Origin of the sequence: Isoptericola sp. NPDC019571 (genome assembly GCF_044389385.1) — a bacterium.
Classification (GTDB): Bacteria; Actinomycetota; Actinomycetes; order Actinomycetales; family Cellulomonadaceae; genus Isoptericola; species Isoptericola nanjingensis.
Genome location: NZ_JBIRXZ010000001.1, coordinates 543,619 through 564,934, shown reverse-complemented (window position 1 = coordinate 564,934; position 21,316 = coordinate 543,619). Strand labels below are relative to the sequence as shown.

At 75.0% G+C, this 21,316-nt stretch carries 24 protein-coding genes; 6 read left to right on the top strand and 18 right to left on the bottom strand.

The window, feature by feature from the left end; genetic code table 11:
- Positions 1–95: 95 nt before the first annotated feature.
- On the top strand, positions 96–596 hold the full coding sequence (locus ACH443_RS02575; RefSeq protein WP_430557267.1) for a tRNA (cytidine(34)-2'-O)-methyltransferase: 501 nt from the start codon (positions 96–98) through the stop codon (positions 594–596).
- 102 nt (positions 597–698) lie between these two features.
- Here ACH443_RS02575 and ACH443_RS02570 read toward each other — a convergent pair whose 3' ends face one another.
- Positions 699–1,457 (bottom strand): DeoR/GlpR family DNA-binding transcription regulator, encoded by a 759-nt coding sequence (locus tag ACH443_RS02570; protein WP_430557266.1) that lies wholly within the window; start codon positions 1,455–1,457, stop codon positions 699–701.
- Positions 1,458–1,509: 52 nt separating this feature from the next.
- Between ACH443_RS02570 and ACH443_RS02565 the strand changes: the two genes are divergently transcribed.
- From ACH443_RS02565 to ACH443_RS02555, 3 genes are read left to right on the top strand one after another with little or no spacing between them, the layout of a single operon-like run.
- Entirely contained in the window at positions 1,510–1,887 is a 378-nt protein-coding gene (locus ACH443_RS02565) for a DUF4406 domain-containing protein (protein WP_430589389.1), read from the top strand.
- The gene (locus ACH443_RS02560) at positions 1,884–2,534 is read left to right on the top strand and encodes an NUDIX domain-containing protein (protein ID WP_430589388.1); all 651 of its coding nucleotides are present in this window, start codon (positions 1,884–1,886) and stop codon (positions 2,532–2,534) included. Before ACH443_RS02565 ends, ACH443_RS02560 begins: the two co-directional genes overlap by 4 nt.
- Before the next feature lie 16 nt (positions 2,535–2,550).
- Entirely contained in the window at positions 2,551–3,222 is a 672-nt protein-coding gene (locus tag ACH443_RS02555; RefSeq protein ID WP_430589387.1) for an AIM24 family protein, read from the top strand.
- Between the two features lie 56 nt (positions 3,223–3,278).
- Here the strand turns inward: ACH443_RS02555 and ACH443_RS02550 are convergent, their stop codons facing one another.
- The 4 genes from ACH443_RS02550 to ACH443_RS02535 all read right to left on the bottom strand — a co-directional run bounded on the left by ACH443_RS02550 (position 3,279) and on the right by ACH443_RS02535 (position 5,276).
- Positions 3,279–3,665: a VOC family protein gene (locus ACH443_RS02550; RefSeq protein ID WP_430589386.1), complete on the bottom strand. Its 387-nt coding sequence runs from the start codon at positions 3,663–3,665 to the stop codon at positions 3,279–3,281.
- Between the two features lie 32 nt (positions 3,666–3,697).
- Positions 3,698–3,895, bottom strand: coding sequence for a hypothetical protein (locus ACH443_RS02545; protein WP_430589385.1), 198 nt, complete (start codon positions 3,893–3,895; stop codon positions 3,698–3,700).
- Positions 3,896–3,899: 4 nt separating this feature from the next.
- Positions 3,900–4,619 carry a ThuA domain-containing protein gene (locus ACH443_RS02540; protein ID WP_429765035.1) on the bottom strand — a complete coding sequence of 240 codons (720 nt, stop codon included), beginning with the start codon at positions 4,617–4,619 and terminating at the stop codon, positions 3,900–3,902.
- A gap of 69 nt (positions 4,620–4,688) precedes the next feature.
- The gene (locus ACH443_RS02535) at positions 4,689–5,276 is read right to left on the bottom strand and encodes a TetR/AcrR family transcriptional regulator (RefSeq protein ID WP_429765037.1); all 588 of its coding nucleotides are present in this window, start codon (positions 5,274–5,276) and stop codon (positions 4,689–4,691) included.
- Positions 5,277–5,367: 91 nt separating this feature from the next.
- Between ACH443_RS02535 and ACH443_RS02530 the strand changes: the two genes are divergently transcribed.
- Positions 5,368–5,808 (top strand): anthrone oxygenase family protein, encoded by a 441-nt coding sequence (locus ACH443_RS02530; protein ID WP_429765039.1) that lies wholly within the window; start codon positions 5,368–5,370, stop codon positions 5,806–5,808.
- A 19-nt stretch (positions 5,809–5,827) separates the two neighbouring features.
- Here ACH443_RS02530 and ACH443_RS02525 read toward each other — a convergent pair whose 3' ends face one another.
- The 11 genes from ACH443_RS02525 to ACH443_RS02475 all read right to left on the bottom strand — a co-directional run bounded on the left by ACH443_RS02525 (position 5,828) and on the right by ACH443_RS02475 (position 18,970).
- Entirely contained in the window at positions 5,828–7,003 is a 1,176-nt protein-coding gene (locus tag ACH443_RS02525) for an acetyl-CoA C-acyltransferase (protein WP_429765040.1), read from the bottom strand.
- Complete coding sequence (locus ACH443_RS02520; protein WP_429765042.1) at positions 7,000–7,716, bottom strand: CoA transferase subunit B; 717 nt, start codon at positions 7,714–7,716, stop codon at positions 7,000–7,002. The genes ACH443_RS02525 and ACH443_RS02520 overlap by 4 nt, the downstream gene beginning before the upstream one ends.
- Positions 7,713–8,471, bottom strand: a complete 759-nt coding sequence (locus ACH443_RS02515) for a CoA transferase subunit A (protein WP_430589384.1) — start codon at positions 8,469–8,471, stop codon at positions 7,713–7,715. Before ACH443_RS02515 ends, ACH443_RS02520 begins: the two co-directional genes overlap by 4 nt.
- The gene (locus tag ACH443_RS02510) at positions 8,468–9,448 is read right to left on the bottom strand and encodes an HpcH/HpaI aldolase/citrate lyase family protein (protein WP_430589383.1); all 981 of its coding nucleotides are present in this window, start codon (positions 9,446–9,448) and stop codon (positions 8,468–8,470) included. Before ACH443_RS02510 ends, ACH443_RS02515 begins: the two co-directional genes overlap by 4 nt.
- Positions 9,445–9,963 (bottom strand): MaoC family dehydratase, encoded by a 519-nt coding sequence (locus tag ACH443_RS02505; RefSeq protein WP_429765048.1) that lies wholly within the window; start codon positions 9,961–9,963, stop codon positions 9,445–9,447. Before ACH443_RS02505 ends, ACH443_RS02510 begins: the two co-directional genes overlap by 4 nt.
- A gap of 81 nt (positions 9,964–10,044) precedes the next feature.
- Positions 10,045–11,232 carry an acyl-CoA dehydrogenase family protein gene (locus tag ACH443_RS02500; RefSeq protein WP_430589382.1) on the bottom strand — a complete coding sequence of 396 codons (1,188 nt, stop codon included), beginning with the start codon at positions 11,230–11,232 and terminating at the stop codon, positions 10,045–10,047.
- A complete protein-coding gene (locus ACH443_RS02495; protein ID WP_430589381.1) occupies positions 11,229–13,487 on the bottom strand; it encodes an acetyl/propionyl/methylcrotonyl-CoA carboxylase subunit alpha in 2,259 nt (752 codons plus the stop codon). The genes ACH443_RS02500 and ACH443_RS02495 overlap by 4 nt, the downstream gene beginning before the upstream one ends.
- A gap of 5 nt (positions 13,488–13,492) precedes the next feature.
- Positions 13,493–15,127: a carboxyl transferase domain-containing protein gene (locus tag ACH443_RS02490; protein WP_430589380.1), complete on the bottom strand. Its 1,635-nt coding sequence runs from the start codon at positions 15,125–15,127 to the stop codon at positions 13,493–13,495.
- The gene (locus ACH443_RS02485) at positions 15,124–16,593 is read right to left on the bottom strand and encodes a dihydrolipoamide acetyltransferase family protein (RefSeq protein WP_430589379.1); all 1,470 of its coding nucleotides are present in this window, start codon (positions 16,591–16,593) and stop codon (positions 15,124–15,126) included. Before ACH443_RS02485 ends, ACH443_RS02490 begins: the two co-directional genes overlap by 4 nt.
- On the bottom strand, positions 16,593–17,618 hold the full coding sequence (locus ACH443_RS02480) for an alpha-ketoacid dehydrogenase subunit beta (protein ID WP_430589378.1): 1,026 nt from the start codon (positions 17,616–17,618) through the stop codon (positions 16,593–16,595). Before ACH443_RS02480 ends, ACH443_RS02485 begins: the two co-directional genes overlap by 1 nt.
- Positions 17,615–18,970, bottom strand: a complete 1,356-nt coding sequence (locus ACH443_RS02475) for a thiamine pyrophosphate-dependent dehydrogenase E1 component subunit alpha (protein WP_430589377.1) — start codon at positions 18,968–18,970, stop codon at positions 17,615–17,617. Before ACH443_RS02475 ends, ACH443_RS02480 begins: the two co-directional genes overlap by 4 nt.
- 140 nt (positions 18,971–19,110) lie before the next feature.
- Here ACH443_RS02475 and ACH443_RS02470 point away from each other — a divergent pair, with 140 nt between their 5' ends.
- Complete coding sequence (locus ACH443_RS02470) at positions 19,111–19,584, top strand: Lrp/AsnC family transcriptional regulator (RefSeq protein ID WP_430547689.1); 474 nt, start codon at positions 19,111–19,113, stop codon at positions 19,582–19,584.
- A gap of 88 nt (positions 19,585–19,672) precedes the next feature.
- Here ACH443_RS02470 and ACH443_RS02465 read toward each other — a convergent pair whose 3' ends face one another.
- Together ACH443_RS02465 and ACH443_RS02460 are read right to left on the bottom strand one after the other, a co-directional pair.
- Positions 19,673–20,311 (bottom strand): nucleoside/nucleotide kinase family protein, encoded by a 639-nt coding sequence (locus ACH443_RS02465; RefSeq protein ID WP_430589376.1) that lies wholly within the window; start codon positions 20,309–20,311, stop codon positions 19,673–19,675.
- The gene (locus tag ACH443_RS02460) at positions 20,308–21,282 is read right to left on the bottom strand and encodes a carbohydrate kinase family protein (RefSeq protein ID WP_430589375.1); all 975 of its coding nucleotides are present in this window, start codon (positions 21,280–21,282) and stop codon (positions 20,308–20,310) included. The genes ACH443_RS02465 and ACH443_RS02460 overlap by 4 nt, the downstream gene beginning before the upstream one ends.
- Positions 21,283–21,316: the final 34 nt, after the last annotated feature.

The window sequence follows — 21,316 nt, the reverse complement described above, 5'->3', positions numbered from 1 at the left end:
CAGGCCCGTCGCGTCATCGGGACGGCGGCACGTCGCCCGGCCGCTCTCCCGGCCACCCGCCCGACCACCCGGGCGACCGGTGGGAGAATCGGGCCGTGCCCGACCAGCTCCCGCCCGTGCCCGCGTCCCCGTTCGCCCACGTCGTGTACTACGAGCCGCGCATCCCGGGGAACACGGGCTCCGCCATCCGCCTCGCCGCCGTCACCGGGGCGCGGCTGCACCTCGTGGAGCCGCTGGGCTTCGACCTGTCCGAGGCGAAGCTCAAGCGCGCCGGGCTGGACTACCACGACCTGGCCGTCATGGACGTGCACCCGACGTTCGACGCCGCGCTCGACGCCCTGCCCGACGCGCGCGTCTTCGCGTTCACCGCGCACGCCGACACCACCTACACCGACGTCGAGTACCGCCGCGGCGACATCCTGCTCTTCGGCCCCGAGCCGACCGGCCTGCCCGACGAGGCGATGGACCATCCGCGCGTCACCGACCGCGTGAAGATCCCCATGCTGCCCGGTCGGCGCTCGCTCAACCTCACCAACGCCGCGTCCATCGTCGTCTACGAGGCGTGGCGGCAGGCGGGCTTCCCGGGCGCCGTCTGAGCGCGACGCGGCGCGTCTCGCGGCGCCGTCACCCGGGCAGGACGTCGATGATTCCCCGGTACTCCAGCGGCGCACGGTCGTGCACGTTCGCGCCCGGCCCGGTCATGCGTCCACGCCGACGACGCGGACGAGCTCTCCCAACCTGGCCATGACGTCGGAGCCCGGGTCGGCGTCCGTGACGACGCCCGCGACGGCGTCGAACCCGATCACCTCGAACGGCGACGCGGCCCCGACCTTCTCCGACGAGCCCAGCACGAAGGTCTCCGCGGCGCGGCCGGCCAGCGCCCGCTTCATGGCGGCCTCGTCCGGGTCGCCGGTGGTGAGCCCGGCGTCGGGGTGGATGCCCGTGACCCCGAGGAGGAAGACGTCGGCGGAGATCCGCCGCGCGGCCTCGACCGCGGCCGCGCCGCTCGCCACCGCGGAGTGCTTGAAGAGCCGGCCGCCGAGGACGAAGACCTCGGCCACGGGGTGCTCGACCAGCGCCGTCGCCACGGTCGGGCTGTGCGTGACCACGGTGCACCCCAGGTCCGGCGGGAGCGCCCTTGCCACCGCGAGCGCCGTCGTCCCGCCGTCGAGGATCACCGTGCTCCCCGGGTCGATCAGCCGCACCGCCGCTGCGGCGACGCGCTCCTTGCCCGCCACCTCGACCCGCTGCCGGCCGGCGTAGTCGACGACCGCCGGGGACACCGGCAGCGCGCCTCCGTAGACGCGCTGGCACAGCCCCTCGGCCGCCAGCTCGCGCAGGTCGCGCCGGATGCTGTCCTCCGACAGGCCGAGCTCCGCCGCAGCCGTCTTGGCCACGACCTTGCCGTCGCGACGGAGGGTCTCGAGGAGGTGGTCACGCCTCTCGGCAGCGAGCATCGCGTCTTCTCGTTTCTTCGTAGTCTTGCATGTTTATGTCTATTCTACGGGCATGACCCGACCACTGCTCATCCTCGTCGCCGGCCCCTACCGTTCCGGCACCGACGGCGACCCCGCCGCGATGGAGGCCAACCTGCGCCGGCTCGAGGAGGCCGCCTGGCCCGTCTTCGCCGCCGGGCACATCCCCGTGGTCGGCGAGTGGGTGGCGCTGCCGGTGCTGCGCTCGGCCGGCGCCACGCTGGACGACGACCTCGCGGACGACGTGCTCTACCCGACGGCGCAGCGGCTGCTGCAGCACTGCGACGCCGTGCTCCGGCTGCCCGGCGAGTCGACCGGGGCCGACCAGGACGTCGCGATCGCCGAGAGCCGGGGCCTCCCCGTCTACTACGACGTCGCCGACGTGCCGCGTCTCGCGGACGCCGACCGGTGAGCGGCCTTCCCGGCGTCGACGTCCCCGACCACCGCGGCCGGACCGGCCTCGACCGGGCCGGACGGGACCTGCGCCGCAACCCGGACGTGGTCGTGCGCGACGTCGAGCTCACCTCCCGGGGCTGGCACGTGCTGCGCCGCACGACGTTCGACCATCGCCGGCGTGACGGGAGCTGGCGCACCCTCGAGCGGGAGACCTACGACCGCGGGGACGGCGCCACGATCCTGCTGCACGACGACGCGCGGTCCACCGTGCTGCTCACCCGCCAGTTCCGGTTCCCGGCGTACGTCAACGACCACCGGGACGGGATGCTGATCGAGACGGCCGCGGGCCTGCTCGACGACGACGACCCCGAGACCGCGATCCGCCGCGAGGTGGCCGAGGAGCTCGGTGTCGCCGTCGGCCCGGTCGCGCACGTCTTCACCGCGTACATGAGCCCCGGCTCCGTCACGGAGAAGGTCCACTTCTACGCCGCGCCCTACACGCCGGGCGACCGTGTCGGACCCGGCGGCGGGGTCGCCCACGAGGGCGAGGACATCGAGGCCGTCGAGCTCCACCGCGACGACGCCCTGGCCATGGTCCGCGACGGCCGCATCGTCGACGGCAAGACCATCATGCTGCTCCAGTGGTGGGCACTGCGGGGCTGACGACAGGATGTGCACCATGCGCAGCAGCCTCTTCCACCACACCGAGCCGCACGGCGAGCCCGGCAGCTTCCAGCTCGTCAACCCGCGGATGCTCAAGGTCGACCTCGCCGGCTCCGGTGGGTTCTTCTACGCCAAGCAGGGGTCGATGGTCGCCTACCAGGGCGACGTCGACTTCGCCTACGAGGGCGCGGGCGGAATGACCAAGCTCTTCAAGAAGGCGTTCACCGGCGAGGGCATGTCCCTGATGAAGGTGTCCGGCAGCGGCGACGTCTTCCTCGCCCAGGACGCCGACGAGGTGTTCGTGCTGTACCTGGAGAACGAGAGCGTCACCGTCTCGGGCAGCAACATCCTCGCGTTCGAGAGCTCGCTGACCTGGGACATCAACCGCGTGCAGGGCGCGTCGGTGCTCAGCGGCGGGCTGTTCAACACCACGTTCACCGGCTCCGGCGCGCTCGCCGTCACCGCCTACGGCACCCCCGTGGTGCTCGAGGTCGACGAGCCCACCTACGTCGACATGCAGAGCGTGGTGCTCTGGTCCACGACCCTCACCAGCACCGTGCGCAAGACGGCGAAGCTCGGCGCCGCCATCGGCCGCGGCTCGGGCGAGGCGTACCAGCTCGGGCTCACCGGCCAGGGCATCGTCGTCGTGCAGGCGTCCGAGGGCCACCCGCTGCCGAACCAGAACTGACGCCGGTCGCGGCGGCGCCCGGCCGTTGGCGCGTCCCGGCACGCCTGGGACCGGCGTCAGGCGGGCGCGAGCACCTCGACGCGGTTGCCCGCGCCGTCGCGGGTGTGGAACCTCAGGTACCCCGCGAAGGTCGTCCGCTCGGAGCGGTCGACGGCGAAGCCCGCATCCTCCAGCCGGTCCGCCGTCGCGTCGAGCGCGGCGACGTCGTCCACCACCAGGGCCGGGTGCGCCTTGCGCGCCGGGACGAACGGGTCCTCCACGCCGACGTGGATCTCCGCGACGACGGCGCCCCTCGCGTCGACCCCCCGGAACCAGTAGCCGCCGCGTCCCGCCAGCTCCGGCGGCTTCGCCACCTCGGTCAGGCCGAGCCCGGCGCCGTAGAACGCGCGTGCCGCGTCTTCGCCGCCCGGCGGGCAGGCCACCTGCACGTGATGCAGCCGCATGTCGTCTCCTCGTCTCCGAAAGTATCTCGACGTCAAGATATCCGGTCGCGTGCGCGCTCTCGACGACGGCGCTCCGCGGCAGCCCGGACGGCCCACCCGCCGCCCATGAAGATCGGCACATTGACCAGGAACCGGCCGAACGGAGAGAGGTCGGGCGCGAGCGCCTCGATCACGGAGACCGACGCGCCCGCAAGGGTCACGAACAGCGCAGCGACGAGGACGACTCGCACCGCCTCAACCCTCCAGGAGCCACGTCGCGGCGCGGCGCAGGAGCTCGGCGTGGGACGGCGAGTCGTAGGCGCGGACGTCGTGCCCCAGCCCGCTGTACACGGTGCGGCCGCCGTGCGCGTCGGCGACCCACACGGCGGGGTGCCGCTCCCCGTCGTCGCCGATCACCCAGCCCAGCACCTGCGACGACGGCGCCACGCGCAGGTGGCAGTACCGCTCGTCGACCACCTCGACGGCCCCGATCCCCTCCGTGATCGCGTGCGCCCCCACGGCCAGCGGCACCGTGGTGGGACCCAGCGGCGGGTGCATCGACTCCCCTGGCACCCACCGGCCACCGAGCACCTCCTCCCACTCCGGGTGGTCGCCGAACGCGTTCGCCGCCTGGTGCACCGCGAGGATCCGTCCGCCGGCGCGCGCCCACGCGTCGAGGCGCGCGTGGAACGGCGCCCAGGCCGCGTCGTCGGGGCCGATGCCGGCCTCCCGGAGCCCCGGCCACGGCGTGCCGGCGTTGACGACGAGCAGGTCGATGTCGTCCAGGTCGTCGAGGGCGTCGGGGAACGTCGAGCGGACGACGACGTCGGGGGCGCCGCCGTCCGGGTCCAGCCCGGAGAGCACCAGCGCCAGCCGGTGCGACGTCGCCGCGTGGTCGTGCCAGGGGTCCTCGTGGCGGCCGCGGCCGGCGAGGATCAGGATGCGGGGAGGTCGGGAGTCGCGCGTCGTCGTCACGACGCCCCATCCTGCCGGTCGGGACCCGCCGGGGACCACCGAACGATCGGGATCGATCGCGCCGCCGGGTCAGCCGACGACGAGCCGCACGAGCGCGTCGACCCGACGGTCGTCGTTGCCGGCCGACAGACGCCCCGCCCGGTGCAGCGCGACGAGGCCGTGCACGGCGCCCCACAGCACCTCGGCCGCGGTCGCCGGGTCGGAGGGCGGCGCCTCGAGCCCCGTCAGCGCCCCCTCGATCGCCGCGAAGCCCGCGCGGAGGGTCTCCGGCGTGTCGTCCGAGGCGAACGGGACCAGCACGGGCAGGAGGAACATCGCATCGTAGGTCGCGGGGTGCCGCGCGGCGAAGTCCAGGTACGCCGTCACCAGCCCGCGCACCCGCGCGGCGTCCGTCCCTGTCTGCCCGGACGTCGCGGACGAGAGGACGCCCGCCAGCTCCTCGAACCCTGCCAGGGCGACCGCGGTGACGATCTCCGTGCGCCCCTGCGGGAAGTGCCCGTAGAGCACCGGCTGGCTGTACTCGATCGCGTCCGCGAGCCGCCGGGTCGTCACGGCCTCCCACCCCTGCTCCTCGGCGAGCGCGCGGGCGGCGGCCACGATGCGGTCCCGGCGCTCGGCGACCTGGCGGGCTCGTCGTGCAGCGGCAGCGGTCGTCATGCCGGCGACTCTAGCACTGCTAGACGATCGCTGATATGTTCTCTAGCGCTGCTAGATCTAGCGGCGCTAGCTCACGGAACGGAGCAGGGCCATGGAGTGGTTGCCGATCGTCGCCGTCGTCGTCACCGGGCTGATGGTGGGGGTGGAGCTGTCCGTCGCGTTCGTGATGAACCCGATCTTCGACAGCCTGCCCGACGGCGCGGGGATCCTCGCCCGTGCCCACGGCGGCCGGATGCTGGGGCGCCTCATGCCCTTCTGGTACATCGGCTCGACTCTGCTGGTCGCCGGCACCGCGCTGGTCGTCCCCGATGCCGCGGTCGTGGCCTGGGCCGCCGTCGGCCTGCTGCTCGTCAGCGTCGTCCTGTCCGTCACCCTGCTGGTGCCGATCAACGACCGGGCCAAGACCTGGACCGCCGAGACCGCCCCCGCCGACCACCGCGAGCAGGCCACGCGCTGGGACCGGCTGCACCTGGTGCGCCTCGCGGTGATCGTCGCGGCGTTCGTCCTGGTGACGGTGGCCGCCGCCCGGTGACGGCCACCGTCCGCGCGCCTCAGGCCTCCAGGAGCACCGCGGACCCCTGGCCCCCGCCGCCGCACAGCGCGGCGGCGCCCACCGAGCCGGGCCCGAGCAGCTCCAGCCGCCGGGCGAGGTGCCCCACCACGCGCGCGCCGGACGCCCCGATCGGGTGCCCCAGCGCGATGGCGCCGCCGTGCGCGTTCACCAGCTCCGGGTCGAGGCCGAGCCTGTCCACCGACGCGAGAACGACCGCCGCGAACGCCTCGTTGATCTCGAGGGCGCCGAGGTCGCGCGGGGACAGGCCCGCCCGCTCGCAGGCGGCGGCGATCGCGTTCGCCGGCTGCGCGTGCAGGCCGACGTCGGGCCCCGCGACGAGCGCGTGGGAGCGCACGCGGACACCGGACAGCCCGCGTGCCTCCGCGACGTGGTCCGCGACGAGCACCAGGGCCGCCGCGCCGTCGGAGATCTGCGACGCGTTGCCGGCCGTGATGGTGCCGTCCTCCCGGAACGCCGGCCGCAGCCGGCCGAGACCGTCGAGCGTGGAGTCCGGGCGCACGCCGTCGTCGGCCTCCACCCGCACGGTGCCGCGCCGGCCGGGGACGTCGTAGGGCGCGATCTCCTCCGCCAGCAGGTCGGCCGCCTTGGCGGCCCGCGTGTGCGACGCGACGGCCAGCGCGTCCTGCGCCTCGCGCGTGTTCCAGGCCGCGGCGGCCATCGCCTCGCCGTGCCGCTCGGTGCTCAGCCCCATCGAGTCGTGCTCGAAGGCGTCGGTGAGCCCGTCGTGCGCCATCGTGTCGATCAGCTCGACCGGGCCGAACTTCTTCCCGGCGCGCGAGCCGACCCAGGCGTGCGGGGCCAGCGTCATCGACTCCATCCCGACCACCGCGACGATCGTCGCCTCGCCGCCCGAGATCAGCCGGTGCGCCTGCACCACCGCCTCCGCCCCGGACAGGCAGACGGCGTTGAGCGTCACGGCCGGCACGGTCATCGGCACTCCTGCGCCGACACCCGCCTGCCGGGCCGGGTTCTGCCCCGCGCCGCCCTGCAGCACCTGCCCGCCGACGACGACGTCCACCTCCCCCGGCTCCACGCCCGCCGCCGCGAGCGCCGCCGCCAGCGCGTGCGCGCCCAGCGTCGTCGCCGGCACGGACGCGAACGCCCCGTTCGAGCGCACGAACGGCGTCCGCCGGTATCCCGCGATCACGGTCATCGTCGTCCCTCCTCCACCGCCGCGGCCGAGCCGTCGCCCGTCCCGGCGTCGTCCTCCGGATCGTCCTCCAGCTCCACGACCAGCTCCGCCTCGGTCGCCTCGCGCACCTCGTCGACGGTCACGCCCGGCGCCAGCCGCCGCAGCACGAACGCGGCCTCGAGGCCGTGGTCGGTCACGTCGAGCACGGCCCGGTCGGTGACGATCCGGTCGACGACGCCCTCCCCCGTGAGCGGCAGCGTGCAGCGCCGACGCAGCTTGGGCGACCCGTCGCGGGCCACGTGGTCCATGAGCGCGACGATGCGCCGCGCCCCGACGACGAGGTCCATCGCGCCGCCCATGCCCTTGACGAGCTTGCCGGGCACGGTCCAGCTCGCCAGGTCGCCGGTGGCGGACACCTGCAGCGCGCCCAGGATCGCGATGTCGATGTGGCCGCCGCGGATCATGGCGAACGAGTCGGCGGCGTCGAAGAAGCTCGCGCCGGGCACCGCGGTGACCGTCTGCTTGCCCGCGTTGATGAGGTCCGCGTCCTCGGTGCCCTCGACCGGGAACGGCCCGATGCCGAGCAGCCCGTTCTCGCTCTGCAGCGTGATCCCCACGCCGGGCGGCAGGTGGTTCGCCACCAGCGTCGGGATGCCGATGCCGAGGTTGACGTAGTCGCCGTCCTGCAGCTCGGCGGCGGCCACGGCGGCCATCTCGTCGCGCGTCCAGGTCATGCCGCACCTCCCGTCGTCGTCGTGTCGGCCACGCTGCTCGCCGGTGCGGGGCGCACCGTGCGCTGCTCGATGTCCTTGACCCGCTCGCGCGCGAGCACCAGTCGGTGCGTGTAGATGCCCGGCGTCACGACGACGTCCGGGTCGATCGGCTCGTCGGTGATCTCCTCCGCCTCGACCACGGTGACCCGCCCGGCCGTCGCGATCACCGGGTTGAAGTTGCGCGCCGTGTACCGGTAGACGAGGTTGCCGAACCGGTCCGCACGACGCGCGTGCACCAGCGACAGGTCCGCCACGATGGCGCGCTCCAGCACGTACCGCCGGCCGTCGATCTCGTCGACCGGCTTGCCCTCGGCGACGGGCGTGCCCACCCCGGTCGGCGTGTAGAACGCGGGGATGCCCGCGCCGCCCGCGCGCAGCCGCTCGGCGAGCGTGCCCTGCGGCACGAACTCCACCTCGAGCGCGCCGTCCAGGTACTGCTGCGCGAACAGCTTGTTCTCCCCCACGTACGACGACAGCACCCGCCGCACCTGGTCGTTCTCCAGCAGGATGCCGAGCCCCTTGCCGTCCACGCCCATGTTGTTGGACACGACCGTCAGGTCCTTCACCCCGGAGTCGCGCACCGCCTCGATGAGGTCGTTCGGGTTGCCGCTCAGGCCGAACCCGCCGACGGCGATGGTCATGCCGTCGTGCAGCAGGCCGTCCAGCGCGGCCACGGCGCTGGGCTGCAGCCGGTCCACCGTCCTCGACACCGTCATCGTCGTCCCCCGTTCTCCTCGACCGTACGTCCGACGGCGGGGCCGTCGGGAGTGCCTTGCGCGCCCGGCTCCGCCTGCTCGGACCTGCGCAGCACCGCCTCGGCGTGCCGCAGCAACGGCGCGTCGACCATCCGGCCGCCGACGGTGAGCACGCCGGAGTCGGCCGACACGCGCCGTCCGTGCTCACCGGCGTGCTCACCGGCGTGCTCACCCGCGATGCCCGCGAGCGCCTCCGCCCGGCCGGACGCCGCGGCGAGCACCTCGCGTGCCCGCTCCACCTCGGCCTCGGACGGCGCGAACGCGGCGCGCACGACGGCGACGTGGCTCGGGTGCACGCACAGCGACGCGACGAACCCGCTGGCCGCGGCGTCCTGCGCCTCGGCCCGCAGGCCCGCGAGGTCGTCGAGCTCGAGGTGCACGGCGTCGATCGCGGCCTTGCCCGCCGCGACGGCCGCGAGCAGCACCGCCGACCGGGCGTGCCGCGCGACGTCGCGGTAGCCGCCGTCGACGAACCGGCTCGAGGTGCCGTGCAGCGACGCCACCAGGTCCTCCGCGCCCCACGCGAGCGCGACGACGTCGGGCCGCGCGGCCAGGGCGGGCGCGGCGAGCACTCCCGCCGCCGTCTCGCACAGCGCGACGACGGCGTACGGGCCGCCGTCCGGCGCGAGCAGCGGGCCGACGAACCGGCCGTCCGCCTTCGGCAGCATCACCGTGCGGTACGGCGTGCGGGCCAGGGCGGCGAGGTCGGCGTCGTGCTCGGGGGTGCCGACCGCGTTGACGCGCACGATCACCCGTTCCGGGTCCAGCACCGTGTCCACCAGCGCGGCGCGGGCCGCCTCCTTGCGCCCGGGCGCGACGGCGTCCTCGAGGTCGAGGATCGCCGCGTCGGCGCGGTCCAGGGCCTTGGCGAACCGGTCGGGCCGGTCGGCCGGGCAGAACAGGAGCGCCGGCCCGAGCGTGAACGGGGCGGGGTTCACAGCACGCCCCCGCCGTGCTCGCTGGCGTTCTTGTGCTCGTGCTCCTCGTGGCCCTCGCGCGTCCACATCAGCATCGTCCGCCCCGCCTTCGCCACGACCTCGCCGTCCTGGTTGCGGCCCACGTGCTCGACGGTCACGACGCCCGTGCCGGGGCGCGAGCGCGACAGCCGCCGGTCGACGACCGTCGTCTCCCCGTACAGCGTGTCGCCGTGGAACATCGGGTGCGGGAACGCCACCTCCGTGAAGCCGAGGTTCGCCACGAGCGTCCCGCGCGTCAGGTGCGCCACCGACAGCCCCACCAGCGTGGCCAGCGTGAGCATCGAGTTCACCAGGGGGCGTCCGAACGGCTGCGTCGCCGCCCACGCCGCGTCCAGGTGCAGCCCCTGCGGGTTCATCGTGACGGACGTGAACAGCACGTCGTCCGCCTCCGTCATCGTGCGGCCCGGCCGGTGCACGTACCGCACGTCCGGGTCCAGCTCGTCGTAGTACAGCCCGCGCTGCACCTCGTCACGCATCGCGCCCTCCCTCGTCCGTGCCGAGCAGGCAGCTGCGCACGTTCTGAGCCGTCTGACGGTGCGCAGCTGCATGGTCGGCGGTCACGACGCCAGCCCCAGGTCGCGGGCGATGATCATGAGCTGCACCTCCGTGGTGCCCTCGCCCACCTCGAGGATCTTGGAGTCCCGGTAGTGCCGGGCCACCGCGTTCTCGTTGAGGAAGCCGTAGCCGCCGAAGATCTGCGACGCGTCGCGGGCGTTCGCCATCGCGGCCTCCCCGCCCACGAGCTTCGCGACGGACGCCTCCGCCTTGAACGGCTTGCCGTGCACCTGCTTGAGCGCGGCGTCCAGCCAGCACAGGCGGGCCGAGTGCACGCGCGCCTGCATGCGGGCCAGCGTGAACGCGATGTGCTGGTTGCCGCCGATCGCGTGGCCGAAGACCTCGCGCTCCTTCGCGTAGCGCAGGGCCTCCTCGAGGCAGCCCTGCGCGGCGCCCGTCGCGAGGGCGGCGAAGGCGATCCGGCCCTCGTCGAGCGCGCGCAGGAAGTTCGCGTACCCACGGCCCTGCTCGCCGAGCAGGTTCCCGGCGGGGACGCGGACCCCGTCGAGCGTCAGCGGGTGGGTGTCGGAGGTGTGCCAGCCGACCTTGTCGTAGCTGGGCTCCACCGTGAGGCCGGGCGTGCCGGACGGCACGAGGAACGACGACAGCTCGGGATGGGTCGCGCCGTCCGCGCCGGTGCGCGTCCCGGTCACCGCGGTGACGGTGATGACGCTGGTGATCGGCGTGCCGGAGTTGGTGATGAACTGCTTGGAGCCGTCGATCACCCACTCGCCCGTGGCCTCGTCCCGGCGCGCCGTGGTGCGCGTGGCGCCGGCGTCCGACCCCGCCCCCGCCTCCGTGAGGCCGAAGGCGGCGAGCGCGCGGCCGCTGACCAGGCCGGGCAGCCAGCGCTGCTTCTGCTCGTCCGTGCCGTGCCGGAAGATCGGCATGATGCCCAGCCCGACACCCGCCTCGAGCGTCACCGCGATCGACTGGTCCACCCGCGCGAGCGCCTCGACCGCGAGGCACAGGGACACGTAGTCCTTGCCCTGCCCGCCCACGTCCACCGGGAACGGCAGGCCGAACAGCCCCAGCTCGCCCATCTGCTCGATGATCTCGACCGGCAGACGCCGCTCGGTGTCGTACCGGTAGGCAGCAGGCGCCACCACCTGGTCCGCGAACTCGCGCACCACGGCGCTGAGCTTCCGCTGCTCGTCGCTGAGCACGGTGGACTGGGTCTCGCTGATCATGACGCTCCTCGGGTGTCGGAGTGTGCTGCCGCCACGGCGGGGTCTGCCGGCGCGGGAGCGTGGTCTTCGGGGGTGTCGACGGGTGGGTCGACAGGCTGTTCGGCGGTCGGATCGACGACGGCGACCACCTGGTCGAGGCGCACCTGGTCGCCGGCGCGCACGTCGAGGCGCACGACGCCGCCGATCGGCGCGAGCAGCGGGTGCTCCATCTTCATCGCCTCGACGACGACGACGGGCTGGCCGGCGGCGACGACGTCGCCGTCCACGACGGGCACGGCGGACACCGTGCCGGGCATCGCGACGCGCACCGGTGCGCGGGTCGCTCCGCCCGCCGCGCCGTCGTCGCCGAGCGCGCGCTCCGCCCGCCGTCGTGCGGCCAGCGCCGCCCGGTCGAGCACCGTGCACGACGACGTCCGCCCGTCGAGGTGCGTCCACACCACCGCCGGCGCTGCTGTGAGCGGGCGGTCGGCCCCGTCGCCCGGCGTGCCGTGGGCGTGTCTCCCGCTCACAGCGGTGACCAGGGTGCGCGTGACGCCGTCGACGGTGAGCAGGTGGCGTCCGCGGGCCGGGTCGTCCCGGGTGCGCAAGGAGGCGCGCACCGGCTCGTCGTCGTCGACGGTGACGACGGCGTCCTGGGGTGTCCCGATGACGGTGACTGCGTGCTCCGCGCCCGCCGCGTCGACGAGCACCGCGCGGCGCGGCACGGGCGCGCCGTTGAGCCGCCAGCCGTCGGAGGCGGCCCACGGGCCGGTCGCCGCGGGGGCGCCGGTGTCGACGGCGAGCAGCGCCGCCGCGACCAGCGACCCTTCAGGCGTCCGCGCCACCGGGGCAACCCGAGCGTCTGACACGTTGTCGGGGGCGTGCCGCGCGTCAGACCGCTCGGCGACGAAGCGGTCGATGAGGCCGGTGTCGAGGCGGCCGGCGCGCACGTCGTCGGCGGCGAGCAGGTCGCGCAGGAAGCCGGCGTTGGTCTCGACGCCCAGCACGACGACGTCGGCCAGCAGGCCGTCGAGCCGCGCGATCGCCTCGGCGCGGGTGGGCGCCCAGGCCACGGCCTTCGCGAGCATCGGGTCGTAGTCGCCGGTCACCGCGGCGCCCGCCAGCAGGCCGCTGTCCAGCCGCAGGGGAACGGCCCCCGGGCCGGCGGGGACGCCGGCGTCGTCGTACGCGAGCACCCGCCCGGCGGCGGGCAGGAACCCCCGCGCGGGCTGCTCGGCGTACAGGCGGGCTTCCACGGCGTGCCCGTCCAGCCGGACGTCGCCCTGCGCGAGGCCGAGCGGCTCGCCCGCCGCGACGCGCAGCTGCTGCTCCACCAGGTCGAGCCCGGTGACCAGCTCGGTCACGGGGTGCTCCACCTGCAGGCGGGTGTTCATCTCGATGAACCAGAACGCGCCGGGGTCGTCGCCGGGCACGAGGAACTCGACGGTCCCCGCGCCGACGTACCCCACCGACCGCGCCACCGCGCAGGCCGCCTCCCCGAGCCGGGCCCGGGTCGCGTCGTCGACGGCGGGCGACGGCGCCTCCTCCACCACCTTCTGGTGGCGGCGCTGCAGCGTGCACTCGCGCTCGCCCAGGTGCACGACGGCGCCGTGCGTGTCGGCCAGCACCTGCACCTCGATGTGCCGCGGGCGCTCGACGAGCCGCTCGAGCAGGAGCCCGTCGTGCCCGAACGACGCCGCGGCGACCCGCCGGGCCGACGCCAGCGCGCCCGGCAGCTCGTCCGCCGCTCGCACGACCTCCATGCCCTTGCCGCCGCCGCCCGCGACGGGCTTGACGAGCAGGGGGAACCCGACGCCGTCCGACGCCGCGACGAGCGCCGCGTCGTCGAGCCCGTCGTCGAGCGTGCCGGGCAGCACGGGCACCTCGTGGGACGCGACGAGGCGCTTGGCCGCGGCCTTGTCCGCCATGGTCTCGAGCGCCTCGACCGACGGCCCGACGAAGACGACGCCGGCGCGCTCGCACGCCCGCGCCAGGGCGGGGTTCTCGGACAGGAAGCCGTAGCCGGGGTGGATCGCGTCGGCGCCCGTGGCGACGGCCGCCGCCACGACCGCCTCGACGTCGAGGTAGCTCTGCGCGGCCGGTGCCGGGCCGAGGCGGACGGCCACGTCGGCCTCCCGCACGTGCCGGGCGTCCGCGTCGGCGTCGGAGTACACGGCCACGGACCGGATCCCCAGCCGCCGCAGGGTGCCGATCACGCGGCACGCGATCTCGCCGCGGTTGGCGACGAGGACGGTCGAGAGCTCTCGGGTACCCATCGCCCTCACATCCGGAAGAGCCCGAAGCGGGGCTCGTCGTCGGGGGCGGTCGGGGAGCCGCCGGGCAGCGGGGTGCGGGCGCACACGCCCAGCGCGAGGCCCAGCACGCGGCGGGTGTCGGGCGGGTCGACGATGCCGTCGTCCCACAGGCGCGACGTCGCGTGGTACGGGTCGCCGGCCACCTCGTAGCCCTCGCGGATCTCGGCGCGGAAGGACTCCTCCTCGCCCGCGTCCCACTCCTCGCCGCGGCGGGCGAGCTGGTCGCGCTTCACGGTCGCGAGCACGGACGACGCCTGCGCGCCGCCCATCACCGAGATGCGGGAGCCGGGCCACGACCACAGGAAGCGCGGCGAGTACGCCCGCCCGCACATCGCGTAGTTCCCGGCGCCGAACGAGCCGCCCACGATGACGGTCAGCTTCGGCACGCGGGTCGTCGCGACGGCGGTGACCATCTTGGCGCCGTCCTTGGCGATGCCGCCCGCCTCCGCGTCGCGGCCCACCATGAACCCGGAGATGTTCTGCAGGAACAGCAGCGGGATGCCGCGTTGGTCGCACAGCTCCACGAAGTGCGCGCCCTTGAGCGCCGACTCGCGGAACAGCACGCCCGCGTTGGCCAACACCCCCACCGGGTGGCCGTGGATCCGCGCGAACCCCGTGACGAGCGTCGTGCCGTACTCCGGCTTGAACTCGTGCAGCTCGCTCCCGTCGACGATCCGGGCGATCACCTCGCGCGGGTCGTAGGGCTGCTGCACGTCCACCGGCACGGCCGCGTACAGGCCCTGCGGGTCGACGACGGGCTCCCGGGAGGGCGCGACGTCCCACGCGGGCTCCGGGTCCGGCGGCAGCGTGCTCACGATGTCGCGCACCAGGTCGAGCGCGTGCTCGTCGTCCTCGGCGAGGTGATCGACGACGCCGGACCGCCGCGCGTGCAGCTCCCCGCCGCCCAGCTCCTCGGCCGTGACGTCCTCGCCGATCGCGGCCTTCACCAGCGGCGGGCCGCCCAGGAAGATCGTGCCCTGGTCGCGCACGATGACGGTCTCGTCGCTCATCGCCGGCACGTACGCGCCGCCCGCGGTGCACGAGCCCAGCACGGCCGAGATCTGCGGGACGCGCGCCGCCGACAGCCTCGCCTGGTGGTAGAAGATCCGCCCGAAGTGGTCGCGGTCGGGGAACACCTCGTCCTGCCGGGGGAGGAACGCGCCGCCCGAGTCCACGAGGTAGACGCACGGCAGCCGGTTCTCCAGCGCGATCTCCTGCGCCCGCAGGTGCTTCTTCACGGTGAGCGGGTGGTAGGTGCCGCCCTTGACGGTCGCGTCGTTGCAGACCACCATCACCTGCCGCCCGCTCACCAGCCCGACGCCGGCGATGACGCCCGCGCCCGGCCAGGCCCCGTCGTCCACGCCGAACGCCGCGAGCGGCGCCACCTCGAGGAACGGGCTGCCCTCGTCGAGGAGCCGTGCCACGCGGTCCCGTGGCAGCAGCTTGCCGCGCGAGACGTGCTGGTCGCGGGCGCGCCGGGTGCCGCCCTCCGCGGCGACGGCGGTGCGCTCGCGGAGCCGGTCCGCGAGCGCCCGCTGCGCCTCGTCGTTGGCGCGGGCCGCGTCGGCGCGGGGGTCGACGGCGGAGTCGAGGACGGTCACGCGGGCTCCTCTCCCTCGGGGGCCGGGACGGGGGTGTCCCCGCCCAGCAGCACGGCGAGCGCCGGGTCGGCGAGCACCGCCCCCAGCTCGGCGAGGAAGCGAGCGCCCTGCTCGCCGTCCACCACGCGGTGGTCGAACGTGAGGCTGAGCGTCGTCACCTGCCGCAGCGCGACCTCGCCGTCGTGCTCCCACGGCCGGCGCGCCACCTGGCCGAGGCCGAGGATCGCGGGCTCGCCCGGGTTGAGGATCGGCGTGCCCGAGTCCACCCCGAAGACGCCGATGTTCGTGATGGTCAGCGTCCCGTTCATCAGCCGCTCGGGCGTGGTCCGACCGGCCCGCGCCGTCGTCGTGAGGTCCGTCAGGGCGGCGGCCAACCCGGTGAGCGACAGCGTGTCCGCGGCGGGGACGTGCGGCACGACCAGCCCGCGGTCCGTCGCGACGGCGATGCCGAGGTTCACGTGCGCGGGCCGGACGATCTCCGCCTCGCCGCCCGGCAGGTCGACCCAGCGGCTCGTGAGCGACGGGTGCTGCGGCAGCAGCGCGAGGACGGCGCGCGCCACCAGCGCGAGCACCGTGATCCGCTGACCGCCCGCCATCGGGTGCGTCTTGAGCCGGGCCAGCAGCTCCATGCTCGCCGTGACGTCCACGGTGAGGAACACCGACGCCTGCGGCGCCGCCGCGCTCGCGACCATCGCCGCGGCCGTGCGCCTGCGGACGCTGCGCACCGGGGTGCGTGTCTCGCCGTCCGCCGTCCTCGCGGGGGCCGACGTCGGGCCCTGTGCCACCGGGCCCGCGGTGCCCGACGACGCCGCCTCGACGTCGTCGCGCGTGACGCGGCCGTGCGGGCCCGTGCCCGTGATGGTGGCGAGGTCGATCCCGTGCTGCCGCGCCAGCGCCCGCACGACCGGCGTCGACCGCGGCCGCTCCCCCCGCCCGTCCGGCGACGGGGACGACGCGACGCCGTTCGCGGAACCTGTCGGGGCCGGGGTCGCCGCCGCGGCGGGAGCCGGGACGGCGACCGGGGCGTCCCGGCGCCGTCGTCGCGCCGGGCGTCCCGTGCGCGCGGGGCGCGCGCCGTACCCGACGAGGTTCGGCTCCGGGCTGTCCTCCCCTGCCGAACCCGCAGAGTTGTCAGGACCAGGAGCACGTTCCGGTGCCCGTGGTCCTGACACTTCCTGAGCACCCGAGTTGTCAGGACCAGGAGCAGGTTCTGGTGCACCTGGTCCTGACAGGTCGAAGGTGACCAGCGGCTCGCCGACCTCGACGGTCTGCCCCTCCTCGGCGTGCAGCACCCGCACGACGCCGGCGCACGGCGACGGCAGCTCGACCAGCGCCTTGGCGGTCTCCACCTCCGCGATCACCTGGTTGAGCTCGACGGCGTCGCCCACGGCCACGCGCCACTCGACGACCTCGGACTCGGTCAGCCCCTCGCCGAGGTCGGGCAGCTTGAACTCGCGCGTCGCCATCACGCTCCCACCTCCACGCCGGCGCCCGACGCCGGCACCCGGCCGAGCACGCGGTCGACGGCGACGAGCACGCGGTCGAGGTCGGGCACCTGGTTGCCCTCGAGCTTCGCGGGCGGGTACGGGATGTCGTAGCCGGTGACGCGGGCGGGCGGCGCCTCGAGGAAGTCGAAGCAGCGCTCGGTGACCGACGTCGCGATCTCGGCGCCGACGCCGGCCTGCCGCGGCCCCTCGTGCAGCACGACGAGCCGCCCGGTGCGCCGCACGGACGCCGCGATCGTGTCGTGGTCGACGGGGGACAGCGAGCGCAGGTCGATCACCTCGACCGAGACGCCCTCGTCGGACGCCGCGGTGGCGGCGTCGAGCGCCGTCGCGACGTGCGAGCCGAACGTCACGAGCGTGACGTCGTCGCCCGGCCGGACCACCCGCGCGGTGCCCATCGGCGGCGCGTCGTCGAGCGGCAGGTCCGCGTCCACGTCGCCCTTGACGTGGTACAGCCGCTTGGGCTCGAAGAACACGACCGGGTCGTCGCACGCGATCGCCTGGCGCAGCACGGTCGACGCGTCCTGCGGGTTCGACACCGACACCACGCGCAGCCCGGCCGTGTGCACGAAGTACGCCTCCGGCGACTCGGAGTGGTGCTCGGCGGCGCCGATGCCACCCGCGACGGGGATGCGGATCGTCACGGGGAGCCTCACCTTGCCGTTCGTGCGGGCGTGCATCTTGGCGAGCTGGCTGACGATCTGGTCGAACGCCACGTAGACGAAGCCGTCGAACTGGATCTCCACCACGGGCCGGTAGCCGCGGTACGCGAGGCCGACGGCGGTGCCGAGGATGCCGGACTCCGCGAGCGGCGTGTCCACCACGCGGCGGGGGCCGAACTCCGCCTGCAGCCCGTCGGTCACGCGGTACACGCCGCCGAGGCGGCCGATGTCCTCGCCGAGCACCATGACGGTCGGGTCGTCGGTCATCGCGCGACGCAGCCCGGCGCCGAGCGACTTGGCGAGGGTCAGGGTCTGGGTGGTCATCGGTCGGCCCCCTCGCCGCTCGTCGTGGTGTCGGCGTCGGCGAAGCCCGCCAGGTACGCCGCGTGCTCAGCCCGCTCGGCCGCCACGGTCGCGTGCGGCTCGGCGTACACGTGGTCGAAGACGCTCAGCGGCGGCGGGTCCTCGAGGGCGACGACGCCGGCCCGCAGCTCGGCGGCGACGGCGTCGGCCGCCGCGCGCACCCGCGCCTCGTCGTCGTCGGTGAGCAGGCCACCGGCCCGCAGGTACGCCGCGAGCCGCGCGACCGGGTCGCGCTCGGCCCAGGCGTCCAGCTCGGACGCGTCGCGATAGCGGGTGGGGTCGTCGGCGGTGGTGTGCGGGCCCATCCGGTACGTCACGGCCTCGACGAACGTCGGGCCGCCGCCGGTGCGCGCCCGGTGCAGCGCCTCGCGCGTCACGGCGAGGACGGCGAGCACGTCGTTGCCGTCCACGCGCACGCCCGGGACGCCGAAGCCGTCCGCCCGGCGCACCAGCGGCACGCCCGACTGCAGCGTCACCGGCTCGGAGATCGCCCACTGGTTGTTCTGGCAGAACAGCACCAGCGGCACCTGCCACGTCGCCGCGAAGACGAACGCCTCGTTGACGTCGCCCTGGCTCATCGCGCCGTCGCCGACGTACGCCACGACGGCGGCCGTGCCGTCGTCGTCCGTCCCGTCCTGGCGCGGCTCGACGACGCCGCGCTCGACGTCCGCCTGGATCCCCAGCGCGTAGCCCACGCCGTGCAGGGCCTGTGCTCCGATGATGACCTGCGGCGTCGCCATGTTCACCGCGTACGGGTCCCAGCCCGACGCCGTGATGCCGCGCCACACGCGCAGCAGGTCCACGGGGGCGACGCCGCGCTTGCGGGCGACGGCGTGCTCCCGGTAGCTGGAGAACACGAAGTCGTCGGTGCGCAGGGCGGCGGCCGAGCCCACCTGGGCGGCCTCCTGGCCCTGCAGCGGCGGCCACAGCGCGAGCTCGCCCTGCCGCTGCAGCGCCGTCGCCTCGGCGTCGATGCGCCGGGCCACGACCATCTCCTCGTACAGCGCCAGCAGCGCCGCCCGGGCGTCGCCCGTGCCCGCGTCGACGTCCGTCAGCCAGCGGTCGAGCGCCGGGTCGGGGTGCCGCACGCCCTTCTCGTCGAGAAGGCGCAGCGGGATGTCGCCCGGCCGCGCCGTGCTCGCCGTGCCGGCCGCCGTCGTGCCCGGGTTCGTGCTGCCGTTCGTGCTGCCGTTCGTGCTGCCGTTCGTGCCGTCTGTCGTCGTTCCGTCCGTCGTACCGGACGCCGTCTCCGCCCGCGCTGCACCCGCTCGTGACAGGTCGTCGCGGGACGTCGAACCCATGGTGCTGGGCATCGTCGCCTCACCTCGCGTGTCGCCGGCCGCTCCGCGTCGAGCGCCGGATACCGCGAACGTAACGCCGCTCACAGAGTGCGACCAGCACCCCACGACACGTTGAGCAGAGTGCTCAGGCCGACGCCGTTAGGCTGGTCGATGTGCGCAGCTACGACGCCGTGGACCTGAGCCTCCTGACGGCCCTCGCCGACGACCCGCGGGCCACCGTCGCCGCCCTCGCGGAGCGCTTGCGCCTGTCCCGGAACACCGTGCACGCGCGGCTGACCCGGCTCGAGGAGTCGGGCGCCTTCCTCGACTTCGACCGCCGCATCAACCCCGCTGCCCTGGGCCACCCGCTGACGGCGTTCCTCGAGGTCACCGTGCGCCAGCGCGAGCTGCCCGCCATCGTCGACCGGCTGGCGGAGATCCCGGAGGTCGTCCAGGCGTACGGGCACAGCGGCGCCGCCGACCTCCGCGTGCACGTCGTGTGCCGGGACACCGACCACCTGTTCCGCATCGACGCCGCCATCCTCGCCATCGACGGCGTCGAGCGCACCGAGACGTCGCTGTCCATGGGCGAGCTGATCCCCTACCGCATCCGCCCCCTGATCGAGGCGGCCCGGCGCTCCCTCTGACGTTCCTCCCGCGGCCTGCACCACCCGTCGAGCACGCGATCCGTCGCGGCAGGCCCACGGCTGCCGCGACGGATCTCCTGCTCGACGGTCAGGACCAGCGGACGACGACGTCGGCGCGGTCGCGCGTCGCCCGGATCAGCTCGGCGTTGACCTGGTCCGAGCCGCGCGCCCAGCGGCGGGCGTCGTCGCGGCTCTTGCCGAAGGCGTGGTGGCGCTCCTCCAGCCGGGCGAGGCGGACGTCGTCGGGCGCGTCGAGGTACCAGACCTCGGCCATGCGGGCCCGGGCGGCAGGCCATGCGCCGGTCGGCGCGAGCAGGTAGTTCCCCTCCGTCACGACCAGCGGCACGTCGGACGCCACGGCCACCCCCGCGGCGACGGGCTCCTCGATCTCGCGCCGGAAGACCGGCGCGAAGACGGGCGGGTCGCCGGGCCGCACGTCGGCGAGGCGGGCGACCAGCGCCGCGTACCCGGCGTCGTCGAACGTGTCGATCGCGCCCTTGCGCTCCCGCCGGCCGAGGTCCGCCAGGACGGCGTTCGACAGGTGGTAGCCGTCCATCCCGACGTCGACGGCGAGCGCCGGCCCGAGCCCGGCGACGACCGCGCGAGCGAGCGTCGACTTCCCCGCCCCCGGCGCACCGACGATCCCCAGGATCCGCCGCTCCCCCGGCACCGCCAGCCGTCGCGCCCGCGCGACGAGCTCCGCCGTCGTCGCCGCGACCGCCGTCACCCCTCGTCCCGCGAGCTGTCAGACCCCGGTCGGTCCAGACCCCCGTGCGGCTCTGACAGCTCGGGGAGATGGGCGAGCCAGGCCCGCGGCCCGACCTTCCGCACGCGCACGCTCGCGACGCGCACCGCGGCGGCGCAGGCGTCCGCCAGCCCTTCCCCGCGGGCGAGGGCCACGGCCAGCGCGCCGTGGAACGCGTCGCCCGCGCCGAGGGTGTCCTGCACGTCGACCGTCGGGACGGGCACGGTGCCGCGCTCACCGACCTCGACGGCGCCGTCGTCGCGCCGGCGCGGCAGGGCCCAGGTCACCGGGTCGCCGCCGTGCGTGACCACGGCGGCCCCCGCACCGAGCACCAGCGCGCCGTGCGCCGCGTCGGTCGCGCCGGGCGCGACGCCAAGCGGGACGGTGAAGTCGGCGCTGAGGGCCGCGACGTCCGCGGCGGGCAGCAGGTCGGCGAACACGGGCCGCCACCGGCCGCCGTCCACCACGATCAGCGGCCGGGGCCGCAGGACGTCGACGTGCGCGAGAACGGCCCGGGCGATCTCGGGGTGATGGCCGTCGAAGAGGACGACGTCCGGCCGCGGCAGGCCCGCGAGCGCGTCCGGCCGCGGCGCGGGCAGCTCGACGAGCGAGGCGTCGGGCGAGACCACCGACCGCTCGCCCGTCGCGGCGTCGACGAGGACCGCCGAGACGGCGAGCGGGAACTCCTCGTCCGGGCCCGCGACGTCGTGCACCTGCACCTCGCGGTCGTCGAGGTCGGCCCGCACCGCCTGGGCGATCGGCCCGGCGCCGAGCGCGCTGACGAGGATCGCGTGCGTCTCGAGGGCGGCCGCCGTGACGGCGGCGTTGGCCGCCGGGCCGCCGGCGGCGACGTCCTGCCGCGACGCGGTCACCTTCTCGTTCGCGCCCGGCCGTCCCGACGCCCGGTGCACGACGTCGAGCGTCGTCAGCCCGACGAACCAGCAGACCACCATCGACCGCTCCTTTCTGGCCTATGAGCGCCGACCG